Origin of the sequence: Gilliamella sp. ESL0443 (assembly GCF_019469165.1) — a bacterium.
Classification (GTDB): domain Bacteria; phylum Pseudomonadota; class Gammaproteobacteria; order Enterobacterales; family Orbaceae; genus Gilliamella; species Gilliamella apicola_E.
Genome location: NZ_CP048263.1, coordinates 1,550,428 through 1,571,653, shown reverse-complemented (window position 1 = coordinate 1,571,653; position 21,226 = coordinate 1,550,428). Strand labels below are relative to the sequence as shown.

Below are 21,226 nucleotides of genomic sequence, written 5' to 3'. Positions count from 1 at the left end.
AATAATGCTATGCAATACGATATAAATAATATAAAAAAAGAACTTGATGATCTTGCAATACTAAAACACGAACGTGCTCAAAGTGGTATGTCTCTGGAATTTCAGCGTGTCTTTTCATTATTGCCTGTTCTTTTTCATTTTAACCATCCCAATCTGCCAGGTTATGTGGGCGAAGAGACTCCATTAGGTATTGCGTATTATCAACCCTCCAATGAAATTGTTGAACAGTTAAAAAATGAGTTCAATTTCAGTGAGGTAAATAAAAAAAATCACGCCAATATTTCTGCATTATATTCAATGGGTAGCACATGTTCCATCGGGCAATCTACCTCATCAGATCTTGATATATGGATCTGTATCGAAAATAGTTTATCTGATGTTAAAAAGCAAGCATTAATACAGAAGTGCAGATTAATAGAAACTTGGGCTGAAGATCTCGGCATTAAACTTACTTTATTTGTTGTTGACGTCGATCGGTTTATTAACCAACATCATGAATGTCTAATGGGTGAAAACTGTGGATCTGCACAGCACATATTACTACTTGAAGAATTTTACCGTTCAGCCAACCTTTTAGCAGGTAAACGACTGTTATGGTTTGCGATTCCTTCTGATTTTACAGTCAATGACGTCACTTATCCAACCTATGAAAAATGTGTCCAGGCATTAGTTGTATCGAATATCATCAAACGCGAAGAATGGATTGATTTTGGACCTTTGACGGGTTTATCTGCTGAAGAGTACTTTGGTGCAAGTTTATGGCAACTGTATAAAAGTATCGATTCACCATTCAAAGCAGTATTAAAAACATTATTACTTGAAGCTTATTCTTCGATCTATCCAAAAAATAGGCCTATCGCGTTTGATATGCGGGAATTAATTCAAAAAGGAGAAATCCATTCCCATCACTATCTTGATTCATACTCGATGTTATTGGATAGGATCTCAAACTATTTAACAAAGATTAGAGATTTTCAACGACTGGAGTTAGTTAGACATTGCTTTTATTTAAAAGTGAATGAAAAATTGTCACAAAAAGCAAATTCATCGTCATGGCGACGTGACATATTAAATGAATTTGTACAAAATTGGGGGTGGCAACAATCATTATTGGAAAAATTAGATGCTAGTAAAACTTGGAAAATAGAACAAGTTCGTGAAATACACGAAATATTACTACATACTATGATGACGGGTTATCGAAATTTGCTCAATTTTGGTCGTCGTAACAATTTAGATTCATTGATTAGCCCACAAGATCTTGCAATATTGACTCGCAAATTATATGCCTCTTTTGAAGTTCTTCCTGGTAAAATCTCTACATTGAAATTGAATATTTCTGATAATTTACAGGAAGATGTTTTAACTTTTATCCATGTTAAAGAAGACCGGATTAATCGAGCTGGTTGGTATGTTTATAACCAAAAACCTAAACTCAATTCGATTGTTGGACATCAATATCTAGAATATAGTAAATACTTAGTCAAATTAGTTGGTTGGTGTTACTTTAATGGTTTGATTTCAGATTCAACTCAATTTTACTATTATGATGGTGATGACCGTGATAACAAAAAAATCACCAAACTGATTAAAGATCTGAAAAATTACTTTCCAATTGATGTTCCAACAGCAACAGAAGAACAATTATATGGTCCGTGTGAAATACGCCATTTAGCAATCATATTGAATTTAGAAAACGATCCAACGGTTAATTTAAAGTTAGAAGATGAAATCAGCACTAATGTTCTAAACTATGGTAGGCAAGAATTAAGTTTGGTTAGCTCAATTGATTTGCTTTATCGTAACTCATGGAATGAAATTCGGGTCTTGCATTTTAGTGGTACTTTGTGTGTGCTAGAAGCTATAAAAGCTTTACTCAATCGTATGCACAAAGATGCTGATTTACCCAATTCGGTCGAAATCTTTTGTTATAGTAACCAGCTAAGTAATGAAATTAAAAATCAAATGAAAAGGCTGATGTACAATTGTGTTGATTTGAGATTATCGACAACTAAAAATAATTCAACACAAGTTAAGCCATTGAGAATTGATGGGGCGTCTTGGTATCTATTCTTCGAACGGTTTGGCGTTTCATTCCATCAATTTGAAAGTGCTATTGATTTTTATGGTGCAGTATCAAACAACAAAGTTCAAGGTAGACCGCTAAATATTTTAGATGAAAGTAATGAATTACCTAAAGAGATAGATAGCGTCGCTTATGAAGGTATTATTCAATTCTTTTTTGAAGATACCGCAAATGGATTTGATTTATACATTTTAAACGAGCATAATCAGATCGAAATTTACCGTAATTGTAACGGTACCAAAGAGAACATGGTCAAGGATATTAATGATTTTTATGTATTATCTGATGACCGCTTTACGTTTACCACCAGTAGCTCTGTTAATTTTAATTTACCACAATTTTACCAAATTACATACAACGATGCTGGTGAACGCGAAATCTTCTTACTTAATTAGTTTTGTTCAAAAAGTATATTAAAAAAGTTGAGGAACGTACTTTTTTAGTATGCAACATGATAAAAAATAAAAGAATTAGCAATGAAAATGAAATTTCTATTAAAATAATGGGAACTTTTTTTAAATTTATGAATCTAACTGTTAGAGTGCACAATTTTGGGCCACACTAATAGTGATAATATAATGAGGGATGGCCTTTAATGGGGGAGCAAATAACAGACCAAGTTTTAGTAGATCGCGTTTTAAACGGAGATAAAAATGCGTTTAATTTACTTGTGGTACGTTATCAAAATAAGCTAGCTCATTTGGTATCACGTTATGTTTTACCTTCTGAAATACCTGATGTTGTGCAAGAAACTTTTATTAAAGCTTATCGTTCATTAAGCTCTTTTAAAGGTGAAAGTATTTTTTATACTTGGTTGTATCGAATCGCGGTTAATACTGCAAAGAATTACTTAACTTCGCAAGGCAGACGACCACCATCTTCGGATATTGATGCAAGTGAAGCGGAAAGTTACGAAGGTGCAGACTCATTAAGAGATGTCGATAACCCTGAAAGTTTAGTTCTTTCTAAAGAAGTTGAAAGAGTAGTATTTGAAGCAATTGAAGCATTACCTGATGATTTAAGAACCGCCATCACACTACGTGAAATTGATGGATTAAGTTATGAGGAAATAGCTGAAATTATGGGTACACCAGTCGGAACTGTGAGATCACGTATTTTTAGAGCACGTGATGCTATTGATGAAAAAATAAAACCATTAATTAGTTAGTGGTTTGAACAAATTAAAATAGGTAGCAAGAAATTAAGGTATCTACTATGCAAATAGAACAGAAGCAGCAACTTTCATTATTGATGGATGGTGAGTTTACAGACGATAACTTTGTTGATGTCGTTAGCCATGATGAACGTTTGCAATCCTGCTGGCATCGCTATCATATCGCAAGAGAAGCAATGCGAGGAGAATTGCACGGTAGTTCATTAACATTAGATATTAGCAATCAAGTTGCTATGGCTATTGCGGATGATGATTTATACCCACAATTAACAGAGCAACCTTCTCAAGATGAGATTTCAATTCCTAAAGCTGAAAATCTATTTTGGGTGCGAATTAAAGATGTTGTGGCTAAAGTTAGCCAAGTTGGACTTGCTGCTTGTGTTACATTAGCAATTATTGCTGGTGTTCAATATCATCAAGGTCAATCGGATGATGCCAGTGGTGCTCCAACGCTTAATACTGTTCCTATGGGTGTTAATGTAGCTCCTGTTGGTGGAATACAACATAATGACAAGCAATTACTTGAAAAAAGACAATACGATAAAATTAGATTGCTCGTTCAAGATTATGAATTACAAAAAAGGTTAAATGCCCGTTAAATAAAAATGAATTTTCTATTTTCTTTAATAAAAATAAAGCTAAAACAGAGTAATAATTTTATTATTACTCTGTTTTTTATATTGTTTTCTGCCTCAACCATGGCAACAGAAACAAATGAAGCGTTAAATTTATTAAATAAAATGAGTAAAGCGGTGCAAATCAATGATTATCAAATTCATTTTGTATCACAAGATAGAGAACAATTTGGCTCAACTTTTGAATATAATCACTTAGGCGCAGCTAAAAAAGAAAATATTAATGCGCAATTGCTTTATCTTGAAGGTCCAGCAAAAGAGATTATCTTGCATAACAACACCACCAGTTATTTTCAACCTGATAGCCCTTCATTTTCGATTGCTAGTTCTCGCATAACAGAGGCATTTCCTGATGTAATTTATAATGACTTTAATTCAATAGCGAATATTTATGATTTTATTTTATTAGGTAAAACTAGAACGGCAAATCGTGGTGCTCAATTAGTTAAAATAATTGCAAAAGACAAAGATCGCTATAGCTATGTTATATGGATCGATGATGAGACTTTCTTACCATTACGAATAGACTTAATTGATGATGATAATGACATTGTTAATCAATTGAAAGTTGTTGATATCGATGTTGATTTCGATGTTAAAAAATTCAAAAATTATATTGATAATCGAACTTACCCAATTTTATTATCAATCGAAAAACAGAATAATTTACTTGATGCTTGGCGCTTAGCATGGTTGCCAAAAGGATTTAAAGAAATAGCGGCGTATAATGTCAATTTTTATAGTTCTGATATTGCAACTAAATTGTTTTCTGATGGCGTATTTTCTTTTACAGTAAATGTCTCTTTAGAGCAAGCAAGTCAACCTAATCAACTTATTCAGCAGGGCGGAAGAACAATATTCTCAACTAATCTGGGTAACAAAAATATTATTATTATTGGTAATTTACCTGAAGGGACAATTGAAAGAATTGCCCAAAATATTGTTGAGAAATCGCCGTAAACCTCTCGATAACACTATGCTTACTGACCATTAATGTGTAGAATGTTTGCTTCTATTTTCGTGATTATTTGACTTGTTATTTATAGCCAATAACACTAACGATAATTAACAGTACATAACTAAAATATAACTTATTGATATGAATAAAAATATCCGCAATTTTTCAATTATTGCTCATATTGACCATGGTAAATCAACGCTTTCTGATCGTATTATCCAAATCTGTGGAGGACTTTCTGATCGTGAAATGGAAGCTCAAGTTTTAGACTCAATGGATCTGGAACGTGAACGTGGTATTACAATTAAAGCACAAAGTGTTACTTTAGATTATCATGCTAAAGATGGCCAAACATATCAGCTAAACTTCATCGATACACCAGGACATGTGGATTTTTCATATGAAGTTTCTCGTTCACTTGCTGCATGTGAAGGTGCATTACTTGTTGTTGATGCAGGGCAAGGTGTTGAAGCGCAAACTCTTGCAAACTGTTATACAGCACTTGATATGGACCTTGAGGTTGTACCAGTACTTAATAAAATCGACTTACCGGCAGCCGAACCTGAAAGAGTGGCAGAAGAGATTGAAGACATTGTTGGTATTGATGCTAGCAATGCAGTAAGATGCTCGGCTAAAACCGGAGTAGGTGTGGTTGATGTGCTTGAACAACTCGTTCATGATATCCCTGCGCCAGAAGGTGATTCGAATGCACCACTACAAGCACTAATTATTGATTCATGGTTTGATAACTATTTAGGTGTTGTATCACTAATTCGTATCAAGAATGGTGAGTTAAATAAAGGTGATAAAATCAAAGTTATGAGTACAGGAATGACTTATAATGTTGATCGCCTAGGGATCTTTACTCCAAAACAAATAGATAAAGACTGCTTGCATTGTGGTGAAGTAGGTTGGGTTGTTTGTGCAATCAAAGATATATTAGGAGCACCTGTAGGGGACACGTTAACTTTAGCAAAATCTCCAGCAGACAAGCCACTACCAGGATTTAAAAAAGTTAAACCTCAAGTATATGCAGGATTATTTCCAACCAGTTCTGATGATTACGAAGCATTTCGTGATGCATTAGGAAAACTAAGCCTTAACGATGCCTCGCTTTTTTATGAACCTGAAAATTCTGGTGCGTTAGGATTTGGTTTCCGTTGTGGTTTCCTTGGTTTATTGCATATGGAAATCATTCAAGAACGATTAGAGAGAGAGTATAATCTTGATTTAATTACTACTGCACCAACAGTAGTTTATGAGGTTTTGACTACTCAAAATGAAATTATCTATGTTGATAGCCCTGCAAAATTACCTGCGGTGAATAACATTCAAGAACTTCGTGAACCTATAGCTGAATGTAACATATTAGTTCCACAAACGTATTTAGGTAATGTAATTACTCTATGTGTTGAAAAGCGCGGTGTACAAACCAATATGGTTTATCATGGTAATCAAGTTGCATTAACTTACGAAATTCCAATGACTGAAGTTGTTTTAGATTTCTTCGACAAACTGAAATCAACTTCACGTGGTTATGCCTCTTTAGATTACAGCTTCAAACGTTTCCAAGTCGCAGACATGGTTAGGCTTGATGTATTAATTAATGGTGAGCGTGTTGATGCATTAGCACTCATTACCCATAAAGACAATGCACCATACCGTGGGCGTGAACTAGTCGAAAAGATGAAAGATCTTATTCCGCGTCAGCAATTTGATATCGCGATTCAAGCTGCAATTGGCAACCACGTCATAGCTCGTTCAACAGTTAAACAACTTCGTAAAAATGTTTTAGCTAAATGCTATGGTGGTGATGTAAGTCGTAAGAAAAAACTTTTACAAAAACAAAAAGAAGGTAAAAAGCGCATGAAACAAGTAGGTAATGTAGAATTACCGCAAGAAGCGTTTTTAGCTATTCTACATGTTGGTAAAGATTAATCAGTTAAAGAGGATAAAAAATGGCTAACTTATTCGCCATCATATTAACAATAGCAACATTCATTACTGCGATCTTTTGGTTTTTAGAGAAGTACCGATGGAAACCAGCTAGACAACGTAAAGTTGAAGAGATTCGTAAGCAAGCTAATGGTGAAATTGATGGTAAAATTTTGGCAGAAGTTGGAAAACCTAAAGGCTGGATTGAAAATTTAGCATCGTTTTTCCCTGTTCTTTTTGTGGTTTTTGTTATTCGATCATTTATATATGAACCATTTCAAATTCCTTCAGGGTCAATGATGCAAACACTATTAGTTGGTGATTTTATTGCTGTTCAAAAGTTTTCATATGGATTACGTGATCCGATCACCAATACTGTCTTAATTTCAACTGGCCACCCAAAACGCGGTGAAATTGCGGTTTTCAAACACCCCGATGGATCAAATAGAGATATTATTAAACGCGTTGTAGGTTTACCTGGCGATAAAATTGTCTATTTGTCTAATGAAAAGAAAATTCTCATTTATCCAGCTTGTCAATCAACCGATAATAATTGTGTTGGTCAGCGTTCTGAACCATTAGATTTACATTATACTCAACCCCAAGCAAGTAATTGGAAAGAAGTGGACGAAATGGGGAAAAACCCAGACTTCTATACAATAGAACAATATAAAGATAAGGGTATTGTTGATTCTAACTCTAGAATTACATTAGATATGAAAATTCAACAAGAAACCTTAGGTGAAATTACTCACGATGTTCTAACAACGCCTGGAAAAATGGAAGATACAAGTTATTTTTATCATCAAAATGGTCAACCGATCGGAACATGGGTTGTTCCACAAGATAACTATTTTATGATGGGTGATAACCGTGATAACAGCGGTGACAGTCGATATTTTGGCTTTGTTCCTGAAAAAAACTTTGTTGGTCGAGCTACAACTATCTGGATCAGTTTTGAAAAACAACCTGATCAATGGCCAACAGGAATTCGTTTTAGCCGTATAGGTGGAATCCACTAACTGTGATGAAAAATTTGAATCAACTACAACAAGCTATTGGATATCAGTTTAAAAACACGTCTTTACTTCAGTTAGCACTAACTCATCGTAGTGCTAATAAAATGCATAATGAACGCCTTGAATTTTTAGGTGATTCGATATTAAGTTTTGTCATTGCTGATGAACTTTATCATCGATTTCTCAAGCAAGATGAGGGTGATCTTAGTCAAATGCGAGCAAGTTTAGTATGTGGACAGACACTTGCTGAAATGGGAAAAGAATTCAAATTAGGTGATTACCTAATTTTAGGTCAAGGTGAATTAAAAAGTGGTGGTTTTCGCCGTGAATCCATTATCTCTGATGCAGTAGAAGCTATCATTGGCGCTATTTATCTAGATAGTGAAATTGAAAACATTCGCCGCATAATTTTATCTTGGTATCAAAAACGCTTAGATGAAATTCAACCTGGTATTAAGCAAAAAGATGCTAAGACACGTTTACAAGAATATTTGCAAGGTATACGACATGAAAGACCATGTTATTTAATTCTTGAAGTTACTGGCGACAATCATGAGCAAGAGTTCTTAATTCAATGTAAAATTGAAAACGATGATCACCAATACTTAGGGCGAGGTTTAAGCCGTCGCAAGGCTGAACAAGCCGCAGCTCAAGAAGCATTAAACCAATTAGGAATAAAATGACAGAATCAAAACAACATTGTGGATTTGTTGCCATAGTCGGAAGACCAAATGTCGGCAAATCAACACTATTAAACCAACTACTTGGTCAAAAAGTATCAATCACCTCACGTAAAGCGCAAACAACGCGTCACCGTATTGTCGGAATTGATACCCAAGGCGATGATCAAATTATCTATATTGATACACCCGGTTTACATATTGAAGAAAAAAGAGCGATTAATCGCTTAATGAATCGTGCCGCTAGCAGTTCAATTGGTGATGTTGAATTAGTTATTTTTGTCGTGGAAGGAACCCACTGGACTGAAGATGACGAAATGGTTGCAGGCAAACTCAAAGATTGCAAGGCACCTATACTGTTAGTTATCAACAAAATTGATAATGTAACAGATAAAACCCAACTGTTACCACATATCCAAGAAATTAGTCAAAAAATTAACTTTTTAGATGTTGTGCCAATTAGTGCAGAAAAAGGTGAAGGGATTGACATCATCAAAGATATTGTCAAAAAACATTTACCCGTTGGTGAACACCACTTTCCTGAAGATTATATCACTGACCGATCACAACGATTTATGGCTTCAGAAATCATCCGAGAAAAATTAATGCGTTTTTTAGGTGATGAATTACCTTACTCGGTTACGGTTGAAATTGAACAATTTAAAGTTGATGAACGTACTGGCATGTACCGCATTAATGGCTTAATCCTAGTTGAACGCGATGGACAAAAGAAAATGGTCATTGGCAACAAAGGTGAAAAAATCAAAAAAATCGGTATTGAAGCCCGTAAAGATATGCAGCTTTTCTTTGATAACAAAGTTCATTTAGAATTATGGGTTAAAGTCAAAGCTGGTTGGGCTGATGATGAGCGTGCGCTACGTAGTTTAGGCTATAGTGACGATTAATCTAACTCTCTAAAAAATCAGGCAAAAGTTTGCCTGATTTTTTTTATCTACTTGTAGTAGATTGATATTATCCAAAAATATCTAACCCTGCCCATAATAAGCATTTTGTCCATGCTTACGGAAATAGTGTTTATCCAATAATTCTTGTTGGATTTTTATGCCGACATTTAGATTGCGTGTAGCTAATGCCATAGCAGCGACTTCTTCTAAGACAACAGCATTATGAACAGCATCATCTGCATTTTTTCCCCAACTAAAAGGACCATGTCCGGATACCAATACACTAGGTATTGCCAATACATCAATGGATCGTTTATTAAGCTCTTCAATAATCACTTTACCTGTATTGAGTTCATAATTGTTAATTATTTCAGTTGGTGTTAACTGGCGAGTGCAAGGAATATCTCCATAAAAATAATCTGCATGAGTTGTACCTAAAGCTGGAATATCTAACCCTGCTTGAGACCAAATTGTTGCGTTTCTTGAATGAGTATGAATAACTCCACCAATTTGTTCAAAAGCCTTATAAAGCTCAATATGCGTTTGTGTGTCGCTTGAAGGATTAAGTTTACCTTCGACTTTTTTACCATCAAGATCGACAATAACAATATCATTCACTTGCAACTTATCATAAGCGACTCCTGACGGTTTGATAGCAATAACACCGTTACTTCTGTCAATTGCAGATACATTCCCCCAAGTAAATGTCACAAGCTGATAATAAGGTAATAATAAATTTGCTGCTAAAACATGTTCTTTTAATTCAGTAAACATATTAACATCCTGTTTGATAATAAATAAAACATCAGGAATAAACATAAAACAATATCAATTGTTCTAATATAAACCTCAATGATCATCTCCAATATGACGAAGTTTTTTACCTAACATCAGATTTTTTTCGATACGTTCCAATGAAATATTTTTGGTTTCAGGTACAAAGAAAATTACAATGAAGATAAATAAAACATTCATGCCGGTATATAACCAAAATGTTTGAGCAACACCTATATGATTTAATAATGTAAGGAATGTTGCACCAATTATCATATTTGAAATCCAATTGGTCGCAGTTGAACAAGTCACACCAAAATCACGGCTTTTTAAAGGTTGAATTTCAGAACATAAAATCCACACCACTGGTGCTGCACTCATTGCATAACCACCAATACACATAATTGCCATTCCAACTGCTGCATAGGATGTAAATGATGATGGATTACCATTTTCGATAAGTTGCAAACAAATACCTAGTACTAATGTACCTAAAGCCATAATACCAAAACCAACTTTTAGAATTGGTTTTCGTCCTAACTTATCAACAGTAAAAATTGCAATAAATGTAGCTAACACAAAAGTAAGACCAACAATAATTGTAGCAATCATTTGTTGCTGGGTACTTTCAAATCCTGCAAGGCTAAAGATTTTTGGTGCATAGTACATAATAATATTCATACCGGTAAATTGTTGCATCGCTTGTAATGCCATACCAAGATAAACTGTTCTGCGTACATTTTTGTTTGCTTTAAACAGTGTCCAGCCTTCCTGTTTTTCCTGTAAACTATCCTTGATATCATTAAATTCTTGTTGAATTTTTACAGGATCGCTACGAATTGATTTTAAAACTTTCTCAGTTTCATTTAATCGTCCTTTTGATGCCAACCACCTAGGACTATTAGGCAGGAAAATCACTACTATAAACAATATGATTGCAGGTATAGAAATGATACCAAGCATCATTCGCCAATCACCTGTATAGCTAAAATAAGTATCTGATAAAAATGCAACTAAAATACCAATTGTGACTAAAAGTTGGTAAGCAGCAATCATCTTACCGCGAATGTTTTCTGGCGCCATTTCAGAAAGATAAAGTGGCGCCGTATAGGATGCAATACCAACAGCAAACCCCAAAATAACTCGCCAGACTAAAAGAACTTCTACATTAGGTGCTAAAGCTGATCCAAAGCAACTTATAATAAAAAATAAGGCGCCCGCTAATAAGCTATATTTTCTACCTAAATAAAAAGATAACCAACCATTGGATAGAGCCCCCAAAGCAGCTCCTAACATCATTGAACTCACTACCCATTCTTGTAGCTGAGTCGTTAGTTCAAACTGAATAGTAATAAACGGTAAAGCTCCCGCAATTACACCTATATCTAGACCGAATAGTAGACCGGCCATTGCAGCTGAAAAGCCGATTAGAAAGGTCATTTTTTTTGCAGAATTTATTTCCATTTTATTCGTTGTTAAAGACGTATTCATATCCACCTCTTTATTCCCTTTATTCTGTAATTTTGATAATAATTGGAAATAATATTTCCAATTATTGAACTAAAATAAATTTATCAAGCATAAGGATTACAATACGCAATCTCATTCCAACGTAACTCATTCCTGAAATCATCGATTCGAGTACTTTCGTCAATAACCAACAGTTCAATTTTATGCAGTTGTGCATAAAGTTTAAAATAATCCATAGAAAGTGCTTGGGTATAAACAGAATGATGTGCTGCTCCAGCAAGAATCCATGCTTCAGCTGATACTTTTAACGATGGTTTTGGTTTCCAAACTGCACATGCTACAGGTAATTTTGGTAGTGCATAAGGTTGCTTGATTGTCTCAAGTTCATTAGCGACTAATCTAAAGCGGTTACCAATATCTATTAAACTGGCATTGATTGCTAAACCAGGTTTTGCAGGGAAAATAAGTCGAGCAGGATCGGCTTTACCACCAATGCCCAAATGTTGAATATCAAGTAAAGGTTTGACATCATCATCTATGATAGATGGGCAAACTTCTAACATATGTGAGCCGACAACTAACTCATTACCTTCAGTAAAATCATAGGTATAATCTTCCATGAATGCGGTGCCGCCAGAAAGTCCTTTGGCCATTAATTTCATTGTGCTTAGTAATGCTGCGGTTTTCCAATCACCTTCACCTGCAAAGCCATAACCTTTAGCCATTAATCGTTGGACAGCAAGTCCTGGTAATTGTGCCATACCGTATAGATCTTCAAACGTTGTGGTAAATCCGCCATAATTACCTTGTTTAAGGAATTGCTCAATACCTAATTCGATTCTCGCTGCCTCAATTAAGTTTTGTCTTTTCTCTCCACCAATTTGGGCGACGGGAGCAAGTTTATAAAGTGTTTCATATTCATCAATTAGCTGATTGACATCACCATCAGCAATTGAGTTAATTACTGAAACCAAATCACCAACTGCATGAGTGTTGACTGAGTAACCAAATTTAATTTGTGCAGAAACTTTATTTCCTTCTGTTACAGCAACTTCGCGCATATTGTCACCAAATCTAACGATTTTCATGGTTTTTTCTGCATTAATTGCCACACAAACTCGCATCCATTTCCCAATTTGCTCATGAACATCTTTATCTTTCCAGTAACCTGTTACCAGAGAATGAGGTTGGCGCATACGAGAACCGATAAAACCAAATTCACGTCCTCCATGTGCAGTTTGGTTAAGATTCATAAAATCCATATCCATTGAATCCCACGGAACGACTTTATTAAATTGAGTATGAAGTTGTAGAAGAGGTTTTTGCAGATGAGTTAATCCATTAATCCACATCTTAGCTGGCGAAAATGTATGTAACCATGTGATTAATCCAACACATTTTGAAGAATAATTTACTTCCTGACAAAGGTTATATATATCCTCAGGTTTTGTTGCGAGTGGTTTGAGAACAATTTTAACGGGTAGATTTGCTTCATGATTAAAGTAATCTGTTACTTCTTGAATATTTCTTTTAATTTGTTCAAGTGATTCTGGCCCATAAAGGTGTTGACTACCTGCAACAAACCAAATTTCAGCTTCTGAATAAACAAACATAATGGACTCCTTTATAATTTATTCATATTTTTTAAGTTAAGCGTTATAGTTGGGTTCACTAGATGCTGACCAAACTAAATACTTTCTATATAATTCTTCATATTTAGGGACCCTGTTTTCATCAGGGATAAAGGTGGTTTCTAGCTTACTAGACATGCTACTTTGAGCGGTGGAAATATCGGCGTAAACATTGGCCGCTACAGCCGCAAAGATTGCTGCACCTAATGCACAACATTGTTCTGAACTCACAACGGTCAGCGGTTTATTCATTACATCTGCACAAGCTTGCATAATAACCGGGGATTTTTTAGCTATTCCTCCTAAAGCGACAATTTCATTAACAGGCACATCTTGATTAATAAAGCATTCCATAATTGCTCTAGCGCCAAAGGCTGTTGATAAAACCAAGCTTCCAAATAATGTTGCAGCATCAGTTGAAATCGTTAAATTGGTTATAACACCTTTGATTCGTTGATTGGCATAAGGGGTTCGTCTACCATTAAACCAATCAAGCGTTATAGGAATTGTGTCTAGATTTGGATTTTCTGCCCAAGCTTGAGCAATATCATTTAATAATTTATGCTTTAACTCCTTCACTATTGGTTGAGATTCTGGTGAGATTGAAACTAACTTTTCAAGAGGCCAACACAAGAGTTTTTTATACCATGCATAGATGTCTCCAAAAGCTGATTGCCCGGCTTCAAGACCTATAAAGTTTGGTATTACACTACCATCTACTTGACCACAAATGCCTTTAATTGAACGATTATTTATAACGTTTTGTTCTGCCAATAAAATATCGCAGGTAGAGGTGCCAATTACTTTAACTAATGTATAAGGTTTTGCACCCGCACCAACGGCACCCATGTGACAATCAAATGCACCACCAGAAATTACGGTCGATGTTGGTAATCCTAATTTTTCTGCCCACTCTTGGGTAATAGTGCCCACTTTATGATTAGCGGTATAAGTCTTTTCAAATAGAGGATAAGGTAAGTTATTAACTAAACTTGGGTCGAGTTTTTCAAAAAACTCATAAGGGGGTAAACCATTCCATTCTTCGCTCCAAAAACATTTGTGACCGGCAGCGCATCGACCACGCTTTATTGCATTTGGCGCTGTCGTTCCAGAAAGTAAAGCGGGTACCCAATCACAGAGTTCAATCCAAGAAGCCGAAGCATTTTTTACAGCACTGTCTTGACGAAAAATATGCATAATCTTCGCCCAAAACCATTCTGAAGAATAAACTCCACCACAATATTCCAAATATTTAGAGTATGGTTCAGTTTTGCACACTCTATTAATTTCTTCAGCTTCGTGTACCGAGGTATGATCTTTCCATAAAATAAACATTGCATTAGGATTGTTCATAAATTCTGGTTTTAAAGCTAACACATCGCCATTTTCATCAATAGGTGCTGGGGTAGAACCTGTTGAGTCCACACCAATAGCAACTATATTTTGTGCATCAGATTTAAGTTGATTGACAACAGATTGTATTGATTGAGTCATTGACTCAATGTAATCAAGGGGATGATGCCTGAACTGATTTTTTTGCGGATCACAAAACTGGCCCTTAGACCAGCGTGGGTAATAAACTACTGCTGTAGCTAACTCTTTCCCATTTTGACAGTCGACCGCTAAAGCTCTGACAGAATCACTACCAAAATCCAATCCAATGGTTATTTTTTTATTCATCCGCTAACACCTCAAAGACTAATTAAATGGAGTTTTTTGGAAGAATAAATAATTATCGATAAAACAAGTAGGTATGTTGTTGCTATAAATATAGACGATTCTGCACACCTAATTTGTTTTGTGATGTAGATCTCACAATTATCACTATTCAAAAAAAATTTTTATGTAAAAATAAAATAGTTTCAAAAAATTGGTGATGACAAATGAGCAATAAACAACAAAATAACCCTTTGTTACCTGGTTATTCATTTAATGTCCATCTTGTATCTGGTTTAACACCGATCGAAAAAGAAGGAAAATTTGATTTTTTCATTGATCGTCCTAATGGATTAAATGGTTACATTATTAACCTCACTTATGCAGGCCAAGGTACTATTTATCGTGATGATGAATCATTTAATTGTTATCCCGGTGACTTTGTTCTTTTTCCTCCCAAAGAACCCCATTTATACGGACGTAAAGAAGATGAGAATAATTGGTTTCATTTTTGGGTATATTTCAGACCAAAATCAACATGGAAATATTTATTAAGTTGGGAAAACCGATTAAAAGAAACGGGATTTTATCGCCCTAATACCCAAGTAAAAGATGAACTAGAACAGCTATTTATAAAAATTGTCGAGGTAGGGCAATCAAATACGATATATTCTGAAAATTTAGCTATGAGCATGTTAGAGCAATTCTTGATACGTTGCGCACAAGAGACTTCTTGCACTAATCCCCCTAAAATAGATACCCGAGTACTACAAGTTTGCAACTATTTAATTGATACTCTGGATGAAAATAATTTTACGCTTGATATCGTATCGCAGAAAGTGTGTTTGTCGACATCGCGAATTGCTCATATATTTAAAGACCAGATTGGTATGTCTATTGGAGAATGGCGACAAGAGCAACGGGTAAATCGTGCAAAACTGTTATTGCAAACCACTAATATGAGTATCGCAGAAATTAGCCGTTCAATCGGATTTGATGATCAACTTTATTTTTCGCGAATCTTCAAAAAAAGAATTGGTCTATGTCCTCAAAAATATCGCAATAGCACTCGAGAACAAAATGAAAGAAAAATCCAAAGTGTCAACTCGCTTTACTTTTATGATAAGCAAAATGACCATATCATTGAATAAATACAAATTATTAGGTAATTATTTTTTCAGAAAGTTAATACTAAACATCACTCCTCGTTTTATATATAATAGCCGCTCACAGACTTGGATTTAGAATATCAATTTCGGAGCTTTTTCATGCAGCAGTTTCGTCCTATCCGTCGTGCTTTACTCAGTGTTTCTGATAAAACAGGAATCATTGAATTTGCTAAAGCTTTATCTGAACGTAATATTGAACTCCTTTCTACTGGTGGCACCGCCAAACTTTTAATCGACAACCACATTCCTGTTACCGAAGTATCGAATTATACGGGATTTCCTGAAATGATGGATGGTCGAGTCAAAACGTTACATCCTAAAATACATGGTGGCATTTTAGGGCGTCGAGGGATTGATGACGAAGTGATGCAACAACATCAGATCGCACCGATTGATATGGTGGTTGTCAACTTATATCCTTTCGCGAAAACGGTAGCTGACCCAAATTCTAGTTTAGAAGATGCGATAGAAAATATTGATATTGGCGGACCAACAATGGTGCGATCTGCAGCTAAAAATAATAAAGATGTCGCCATTGTTGTTGATTGTCAGGACTATAGCACAATCATTGATATGTTAGATAAACAGCAAAATTGCCTCTCTTTCAAGTATCGATTTAGCTTAGCAATAAAAGCATTTGAACATACTGCTCAATATGACGGTATGATCGCTAACTATTTTGGTAAACTTGTACCTCCATATTATGGCGATACTGAAAAGCCTGCTGGTGAATTCCCTCGCACTTTAAATCTACAATTTGTTAAAAAACAAGATATGCGATATGGCGAAAACTCACATCAACATGCAGCTTTTTATGTGGAAGAACATCTTGAGCCAGGTTCTATTGCTACTGCCAAACAAATACAAGGTAAAGAGCTATCTTATAACAATATTGCCGATACCGATGCTGCATTAGAATGTGTAAAATCATTTGATGAACCAGCTTGTGTAATAGTTAAACACGCTAACCCATGTGGTGTTGCGGTGAGTGATAACATCTTAAATGCCTATCTTAATGCTTTTAAAACCGACCCAACTTCTGCCTTTGGGGGCATTATTGCTTTTAATCGTCCATTAGATGCTAAAACAGCCCAAACTATTGTGGATAAAAAATTTGTTGAAGTAATTATTGCACCATCGGTTGATCAAAACGCTTTGGCCATTACACAAACTAAAAAAAATGTTCGAGTATTAGAATGTGGCGAATGGTCTGCGAGCACAAAAGCCAGTTTAGATTTAAAACGCGTTAATGGCGGATTGCTTGTACAAGATCGTGATTTAGGTATGGTAACCAAAGACCAATTAACGGTAGTTACCAAACGACAACCGACTGAAAAAGAGTTATCTGATGCACTATTTTGTTGGAAAGTGGCAAAATTTGTGAAATCTAATGCTATTGTTTACGCTAAAGATAAGATGACTATTGGCATTGGTGCAGGGCAAATGAGTCGTGTTTATTCGGCCAAAATTGCTGGAATAAAAGCACAAGATGAGAATCTAGAAGTTGCTGGATCAGTTGTAGCTTCTGATGCATTCTTCCCGTTTAGAGATGGTGTTGATGCCGCGGCTGCGGTTGGTGTCACCTGTGTTATTCAGCCGGGTGGTTCAATCCGTGATGACGAAGTAATTCAAGCCGCTAATGAGCATAATATTGCCATGATCTTCACCAATATGCGTCATTTTAGGCATTAATTATAAAAGTATTGAAAGGACCTTGTATGAAAGTATTAGTAATTGGTAATGGTGGGCGCGAACATGCTTTAGCTTGGAAAGCAGCACAATCGCCATTAGTTTCTAAAGTGTTTGTTGCACCAGGTAATGCAGGTACCGCACTTGAGCCAAATTTAGAAAATATCAACATCAAAGCAACAGATATTGCTGGTCTACTCAACTTTGCTCAAGAGCAACAAATAGACTTAACTATTGTTGGACCAGAAGCGCCATTAGTGATTGGTATTGTCGATAGTTTTCAAAAAGCTGGATTAACTATCTTTGGCCCATCAAAAGCGGCTGCTCAGCTAGAAGGATCAAAAGCTTTCACTAAAGATTTTTTAGCTCGACATAACATCCCAACTGCTGAATACCAAAACTTCACAGAAATTGAGCCAGCCATTGCTTATATTCGTCAAAAAGGCGCACCAATTGTGATAAAAGCTGATGGTTTAGCGGCAGGAAAGGGCGTGATTGTTGCCATGACACAAAAGGAAGCCGAAGAGGCAGTACACGATATGTTAGCGGGAAATGCCTTTGGTGATGCCGGTCATCGAGTCGTAATTGAAGAGTTCCTTGATGGCGAAGAAGCCAGTTTTATCGTAATGGTCGATGGTAAACATGTCGAACCAATGGCAACCAGCCAAGATCATAAACGTGTTGGTGATGGTGATACTGGTTTGAATACTGGTGGAATGGGCGCTTACTCTCCAGCGCCAGTAGTAACCGATGACGTCTTCAATAAAGTTATGGAAGAAATCATTTACCCAACCGTCAATGGCATGGCAAAAGAAGGCAATGTATATGTTGGTTTTCTTTATGCCGGATTAATGATTGATAAACAAGGAAATCCTAAAGTAATCGAATTCAATTGTCGATTTGGCGATCCTGAAACTCAACCAATCATGATGCGAATGCAATCTGATCTAGTTGAGCTCTGCTTGGCTGCCACAAAGGGCGAACTAAATACAGTAAAATCAAAATGGGATATAAGGCCTGCTTTAGGTGTAGTTCTTGCTGCTGGCGGATATCCAGGCGATTACAATACCAAAGATGTTATATTAGGTCTACCTACTGAAACAGATACTAATTGCAAAATCTTCCATGCCGGCACCTGTTTAGAAAACGGTCAAGTCTATACCAATGGTGGGAGAGTTCTATGTGTTACAGCTTTAGGCGATAGTGTTTCAGACGCTCAAAAACGTGCGTATGAACAAATTAAAAGTATCTATTGGCATGGTTGTTACTATCGTCATGATATTGGCTATCGAGCTATTGAACGCGAAAAAAATAAATAAATTTCAAATAAATAGCGCTATATAGCGCTATTTTTTTATCTACCATTAAGCCAAAAAAAGTTGAGGAACGGGGTTTTTAAACCCTAAAAGTTTTTTGTGGTTTGAAAATAACCTCAAAAACCCCTCTCCTCAACTTTTTTTGCCTTGTTTTAATGACAAGAAATTACAAATTATATTCTTTTAATCACAATTGAGGTGTTAATTCCGCCAAAAGCAAAGTTATTAGTTTGAAAATATTCAATATCTAAATTTCGTCCTGAACCAACGATATAATCCAAATCACCACATTGAGGATCGACATTATTTAAGTTGATAGTTGGATTAAACCAGCCAGTATGCATCATTTCTAATGTTAACCATGCCTCTATCGCGCCACATGCACCAAGAGTATGACCAAAATAGCTTTTTAAAGATGATATTGGGGTTTTATTACCGTAGATATTGGCAACAGCATTACTTTCAGCAATATCTCCACGAGCAGTTGCGGTACCGTGAGCACTGATGTAACCAATTTGGCTTGGATCTAAACCTGCATCTTTGAGTGATTGTTCAATGCAATATTGGATTGTTTCTTGCCTTGGTTGGGTAATATGACTCGCATCACAGTTAGTTTTAAAGCCTATAATCTCACCATAAATTTTTGCTCCTCGAGCCATGGCGTGTTCATATTCCTCTAAAATTAATGCACCGGCTCCTTCACCAATAACTAACCCATCGCGATCCCGATCGTATGGTCTTGGTGATAACTTTGGTGTGTCATTAAGTTGGCTCGTAGCAAATAAGGTATCGAAAACAGCTGCTTCCGAAGGGCATAACTCTTCGGCTCCACCTGCTACCATGATTTTTTGCATACCGTATTTTATAGCTTCATATGCATAACCTATAGCTTGACTTCCAGATGTACAAGCACTTGATGTGGTAATTAATCGACCTTTTAAACCAAAAAATAAACCTGTATTAACTGCAGTTGTATGTGGCATCATTTGAATATAGGTCGTTGCGGTGATGTTGTTAGTATGCTTTTCATTTAACATGGTTGCAAATGATGCAACGGGCTGAGTACTACCTGTTGATGACCCAAATGCAATACCTGTATCTCCATTAGTTAGTTCAGGTTCATCTAGTAATCCTGCCTTTTCTAATGCGATTTCAGTTGCTTTGGTTGAGAGTAATGATACTCTGCCCATTGAACGAATTTTTTTCCGTGTATAGTGGTCTGGTAAAACAAAATCATCAATTGGGGCACCAAGTTTGGTATGCAATCCATCGTAAATTTCCCATTCTGGCATATATCGAACAGCATTTTGAAGTTGTTTTAGTTTGAGCTCAACATCATCCCATTCATTACCAAATGCGGTGACGCCACCTGCGCCAGTTATGACTACTCGTTTTGTCATACCATTCCTCCATTAATAGAAATGACTTGTCTTGTTATATATCCCGCATTATCTGACATTAAATAACTTGCAAGTCCTGCGACTTCGTCAACGTGCCCCATTCGTTTAAGAGGGATCATGTTCATTGCTTCTTTTAAAGCGATTGGTTCCATATCTAAAATACCCGTGTCTATTAGACCCGGGGCAATGCAATTGACGGTAATTTTTCGTTTAGCTAATTCAAGTGCCAACGCTTTGGTTGCACCAATTACGCCTGCTTTGGCCGCGCTGTAATTGACTTGACCACGATTTCCAACGATGCCAGAAACTGATGATATAACTATAATTCTTCCACCATTACGTAGTCCAATCATGGGCATAATACAAGGATGTAATACATTGTAAAAACTATCAAGATCGGTATGAATTACAGCTTTCCAATCATCTTGTGTTAAAGCAGGGAAAGCACCATCACGGATAATACCTGCATTATTAACAACACCGTAATAAGCTCCATATTGTTCAGTATCTGCTTCTATCATTTGCTGACATTGCTCAGTGTTACTTACATCAAATTGAATTAGTCTAGCTTTTTGGGTGGTTTGTTCGATAATTTTTTGAGTTTCAATCGCCCCTTTTTTGTCACTATGATAATGTATGACGATATCAAAACCGTCGGACGCTAGTTTACAGGCAATTGCTTTACCAATTCCTTTGCTTGCTCCAGTTACAAGTACTGTTCGACTCATA

16 protein-coding genes and 1 pseudogene are annotated in these 21,226 nt (G+C 35.9%); 11 read left to right on the top strand and 6 right to left on the bottom strand.

Annotated elements, in window-relative coordinates; translation table 11 throughout:
- Positions 1-9 precede the first annotated feature (9 nt).
- The 8 genes from GYM76_RS07175 to era all read left to right on the top strand — a co-directional run bounded on the left by GYM76_RS07175 (position 10) and on the right by era (position 9,392).
- Positions 10-2,481 (top strand): class I adenylate cyclase, encoded by a 2,472-nt coding sequence (locus tag GYM76_RS07175; protein ID WP_220225036.1) that lies wholly within the window; start codon positions 10-12, stop codon positions 2,479-2,481.
- A 200-nt stretch (positions 2,482-2,681) separates the two neighbouring features.
- Entirely contained in the window at positions 2,682-3,254 is a 573-nt protein-coding gene (gene rpoE / locus GYM76_RS07170) for an RNA polymerase sigma factor RpoE (RefSeq protein WP_065562184.1), read from the top strand.
- Between the two features lie 47 nt (positions 3,255-3,301).
- Positions 3,302-3,859, top strand: a complete 558-nt coding sequence (locus tag GYM76_RS07165) for an RseA family anti-sigma factor (protein ID WP_220225035.1) — start codon at positions 3,302-3,304, stop codon at positions 3,857-3,859.
- A gap of 99 nt (positions 3,860-3,958) precedes the next feature.
- On the top strand, positions 3,959-4,855 hold the full coding sequence (locus tag GYM76_RS07160; RefSeq protein WP_220225034.1) for a MucB/RseB C-terminal domain-containing protein: 897 nt from the start codon (positions 3,959-3,961) through the stop codon (positions 4,853-4,855).
- Between the two features lie 139 nt (positions 4,856-4,994).
- Positions 4,995-6,791 carry a translation elongation factor 4 gene (lepA, locus tag GYM76_RS07155; RefSeq protein ID WP_065562181.1) on the top strand — a complete coding sequence of 599 codons (1,797 nt, stop codon included), beginning with the start codon at positions 4,995-4,997 and terminating at the stop codon, positions 6,789-6,791.
- Between the two features lie 20 nt (positions 6,792-6,811).
- Positions 6,812-7,810, top strand: coding sequence for a signal peptidase I (gene lepB, locus GYM76_RS07150; protein ID WP_220225033.1), 999 nt, complete (start codon positions 6,812-6,814; stop codon positions 7,808-7,810).
- Between the two features lie 2 nt (positions 7,811-7,812).
- A complete protein-coding gene (gene rnc / locus GYM76_RS07145) occupies positions 7,813-8,490 on the top strand; it encodes a ribonuclease III (RefSeq protein WP_370632544.1) in 678 nt (225 codons plus the stop codon).
- A complete protein-coding gene (gene era, locus GYM76_RS07140) occupies positions 8,487-9,392 on the top strand; it encodes a GTPase Era (RefSeq protein WP_065562179.1) in 906 nt (301 codons plus the stop codon). Before rnc ends, era begins: the two co-directional genes overlap by 4 nt.
- Positions 9,393-9,473: 81 nt before the next feature.
- Here the strand turns inward: era and GYM76_RS07135 are convergent, their stop codons facing one another.
- The 4 genes from GYM76_RS07135 to GYM76_RS07120 form a co-directional block, all read right to left on the bottom strand.
- On the bottom strand, positions 9,474-10,166 hold the full coding sequence (locus GYM76_RS07135) for an L-ribulose-5-phosphate 4-epimerase (RefSeq protein WP_220225032.1): 693 nt from the start codon (positions 10,164-10,166) through the stop codon (positions 9,474-9,476).
- 75 nt (positions 10,167-10,241) lie between these two features.
- Positions 10,242-11,657 (bottom strand): sugar porter family MFS transporter, encoded by a 1,416-nt coding sequence (locus GYM76_RS07130; protein WP_065734316.1) that lies wholly within the window; start codon positions 11,655-11,657, stop codon positions 10,242-10,244.
- An 83-nt stretch (positions 11,658-11,740) separates the two neighbouring features.
- Positions 11,741-13,249 (bottom strand): L-arabinose isomerase, encoded by a 1,509-nt coding sequence (gene araA / locus GYM76_RS07125; protein ID WP_220225031.1) that lies wholly within the window; start codon positions 13,247-13,249, stop codon positions 11,741-11,743.
- Between the two features lie 36 nt (positions 13,250-13,285).
- Positions 13,286-14,947, bottom strand: a complete 1,662-nt coding sequence (locus GYM76_RS07120; RefSeq protein WP_220225030.1) for a ribulokinase — start codon at positions 14,945-14,947, stop codon at positions 13,286-13,288.
- Positions 14,948-15,150: 203 nt separating this feature from the next.
- Here GYM76_RS07120 and araC point away from each other — a divergent pair.
- The 3 genes and pseudogenes from araC to purD all read left to right on the top strand — a co-directional run.
- Positions 15,151-15,996, top strand: a pseudogene (gene araC / locus GYM76_RS07115) (arabinose operon transcriptional regulator AraC); the annotation flags it as partial.
- Positions 15,997-16,191: 195 nt separating this feature from the next.
- Positions 16,192-17,784 (top strand): bifunctional phosphoribosylaminoimidazolecarboxamide formyltransferase/IMP cyclohydrolase, encoded by a 1,593-nt coding sequence (gene purH, locus GYM76_RS07110; RefSeq protein ID WP_220225029.1) that lies wholly within the window; start codon positions 16,192-16,194, stop codon positions 17,782-17,784.
- A gap of 26 nt (positions 17,785-17,810) precedes the next feature.
- The gene (purD, locus tag GYM76_RS07105) at positions 17,811-19,100 is read left to right on the top strand and encodes a phosphoribosylamine--glycine ligase (protein WP_065562173.1); all 1,290 of its coding nucleotides are present in this window, start codon (positions 17,811-17,813) and stop codon (positions 19,098-19,100) included.
- Between the two features lie 170 nt (positions 19,101-19,270).
- Here purD and GYM76_RS07100 read toward each other — a convergent pair whose 3' ends face one another.
- Together GYM76_RS07100 and GYM76_RS07095 are read right to left on the bottom strand one after the other, a co-directional pair.
- Positions 19,271-20,497 carry a beta-ketoacyl-ACP synthase gene (locus tag GYM76_RS07100; RefSeq protein ID WP_220225028.1) on the bottom strand — a complete coding sequence of 409 codons (1,227 nt, stop codon included), beginning with the start codon at positions 20,495-20,497 and terminating at the stop codon, positions 19,271-19,273.
- Positions 20,494-21,225, bottom strand: coding sequence for a 3-ketoacyl-ACP reductase FabG2 (locus GYM76_RS07095; RefSeq protein ID WP_220225027.1), 732 nt, complete (start codon positions 21,223-21,225; stop codon positions 20,494-20,496). The genes GYM76_RS07100 and GYM76_RS07095 overlap by 4 nt, the downstream gene beginning before the upstream one ends.
- Between the last annotated feature and the right edge of the window lies 1 nt (position 21,226).

Bases quoted from the DNA above. Each gene is read 5' to 3' on its own strand.
- lepB (WP_220225033.1), top strand. From the start codon at position 6,812: ATGGCTAACTTATTCGCCATCATATTAACAATAGCAACATTCATTACT.
- GYM76_RS07135 (WP_220225032.1), bottom strand. From the start codon at position 10,166: ATGTTTACTGAATTAAAAGAACATGTTTTAGCAGCAAATTTATTATTA.
- GYM76_RS07130 (WP_065734316.1), bottom strand. From the start codon at position 11,657: ATGAATACGTCTTTAACAACGAATAAAATGGAAATAAATTCTGCAAAA.
- purH (WP_220225029.1), top strand. From the start codon at position 16,192: ATGCAGCAGTTTCGTCCTATCCGTCGTGCTTTACTCAGTGTTTCTGAT.
- GYM76_RS07120 (WP_220225030.1), bottom strand. From the start codon at position 14,947: ATGAATAAAAAAATAACCATTGGATTGGATTTTGGTAGTGATTCTGTC.
- araA (WP_220225031.1), bottom strand. From the start codon at position 13,249: ATGTTTGTTTATTCAGAAGCTGAAATTTGGTTTGTTGCAGGTAGTCAA.
- GYM76_RS07175 (WP_220225036.1), top strand. From the start codon at position 10: ATGCAATACGATATAAATAATATAAAAAAAGAACTTGATGATCTTGCA.
- purD (WP_065562173.1), top strand. From the start codon at position 17,811: ATGAAAGTATTAGTAATTGGTAATGGTGGGCGCGAACATGCTTTAGCT.
- lepA (WP_065562181.1), top strand. From the start codon at position 4,995: ATGAATAAAAATATCCGCAATTTTTCAATTATTGCTCATATTGACCAT.
- rpoE (WP_065562184.1), top strand. From the start codon at position 2,682: ATGGGGGAGCAAATAACAGACCAAGTTTTAGTAGATCGCGTTTTAAAC.
- era (WP_065562179.1), top strand. From the start codon at position 8,487: ATGACAGAATCAAAACAACATTGTGGATTTGTTGCCATAGTCGGAAGA.
- GYM76_RS07160 (WP_220225034.1), top strand. From the start codon at position 3,959: ATGGCAACAGAAACAAATGAAGCGTTAAATTTATTAAATAAAATGAGT.
- GYM76_RS07095 (WP_220225027.1), bottom strand. From the start codon at position 21,225: ATGAGTCGAACAGTACTTGTAACTGGAGCAAGCAAAGGAATTGGTAAA.
- GYM76_RS07165 (WP_220225035.1), top strand. From the start codon at position 3,302: ATGCAAATAGAACAGAAGCAGCAACTTTCATTATTGATGGATGGTGAG.
- GYM76_RS07100 (WP_220225028.1), bottom strand. From the start codon at position 20,497: ATGACAAAACGAGTAGTCATAACTGGCGCAGGTGGCGTCACCGCATTT.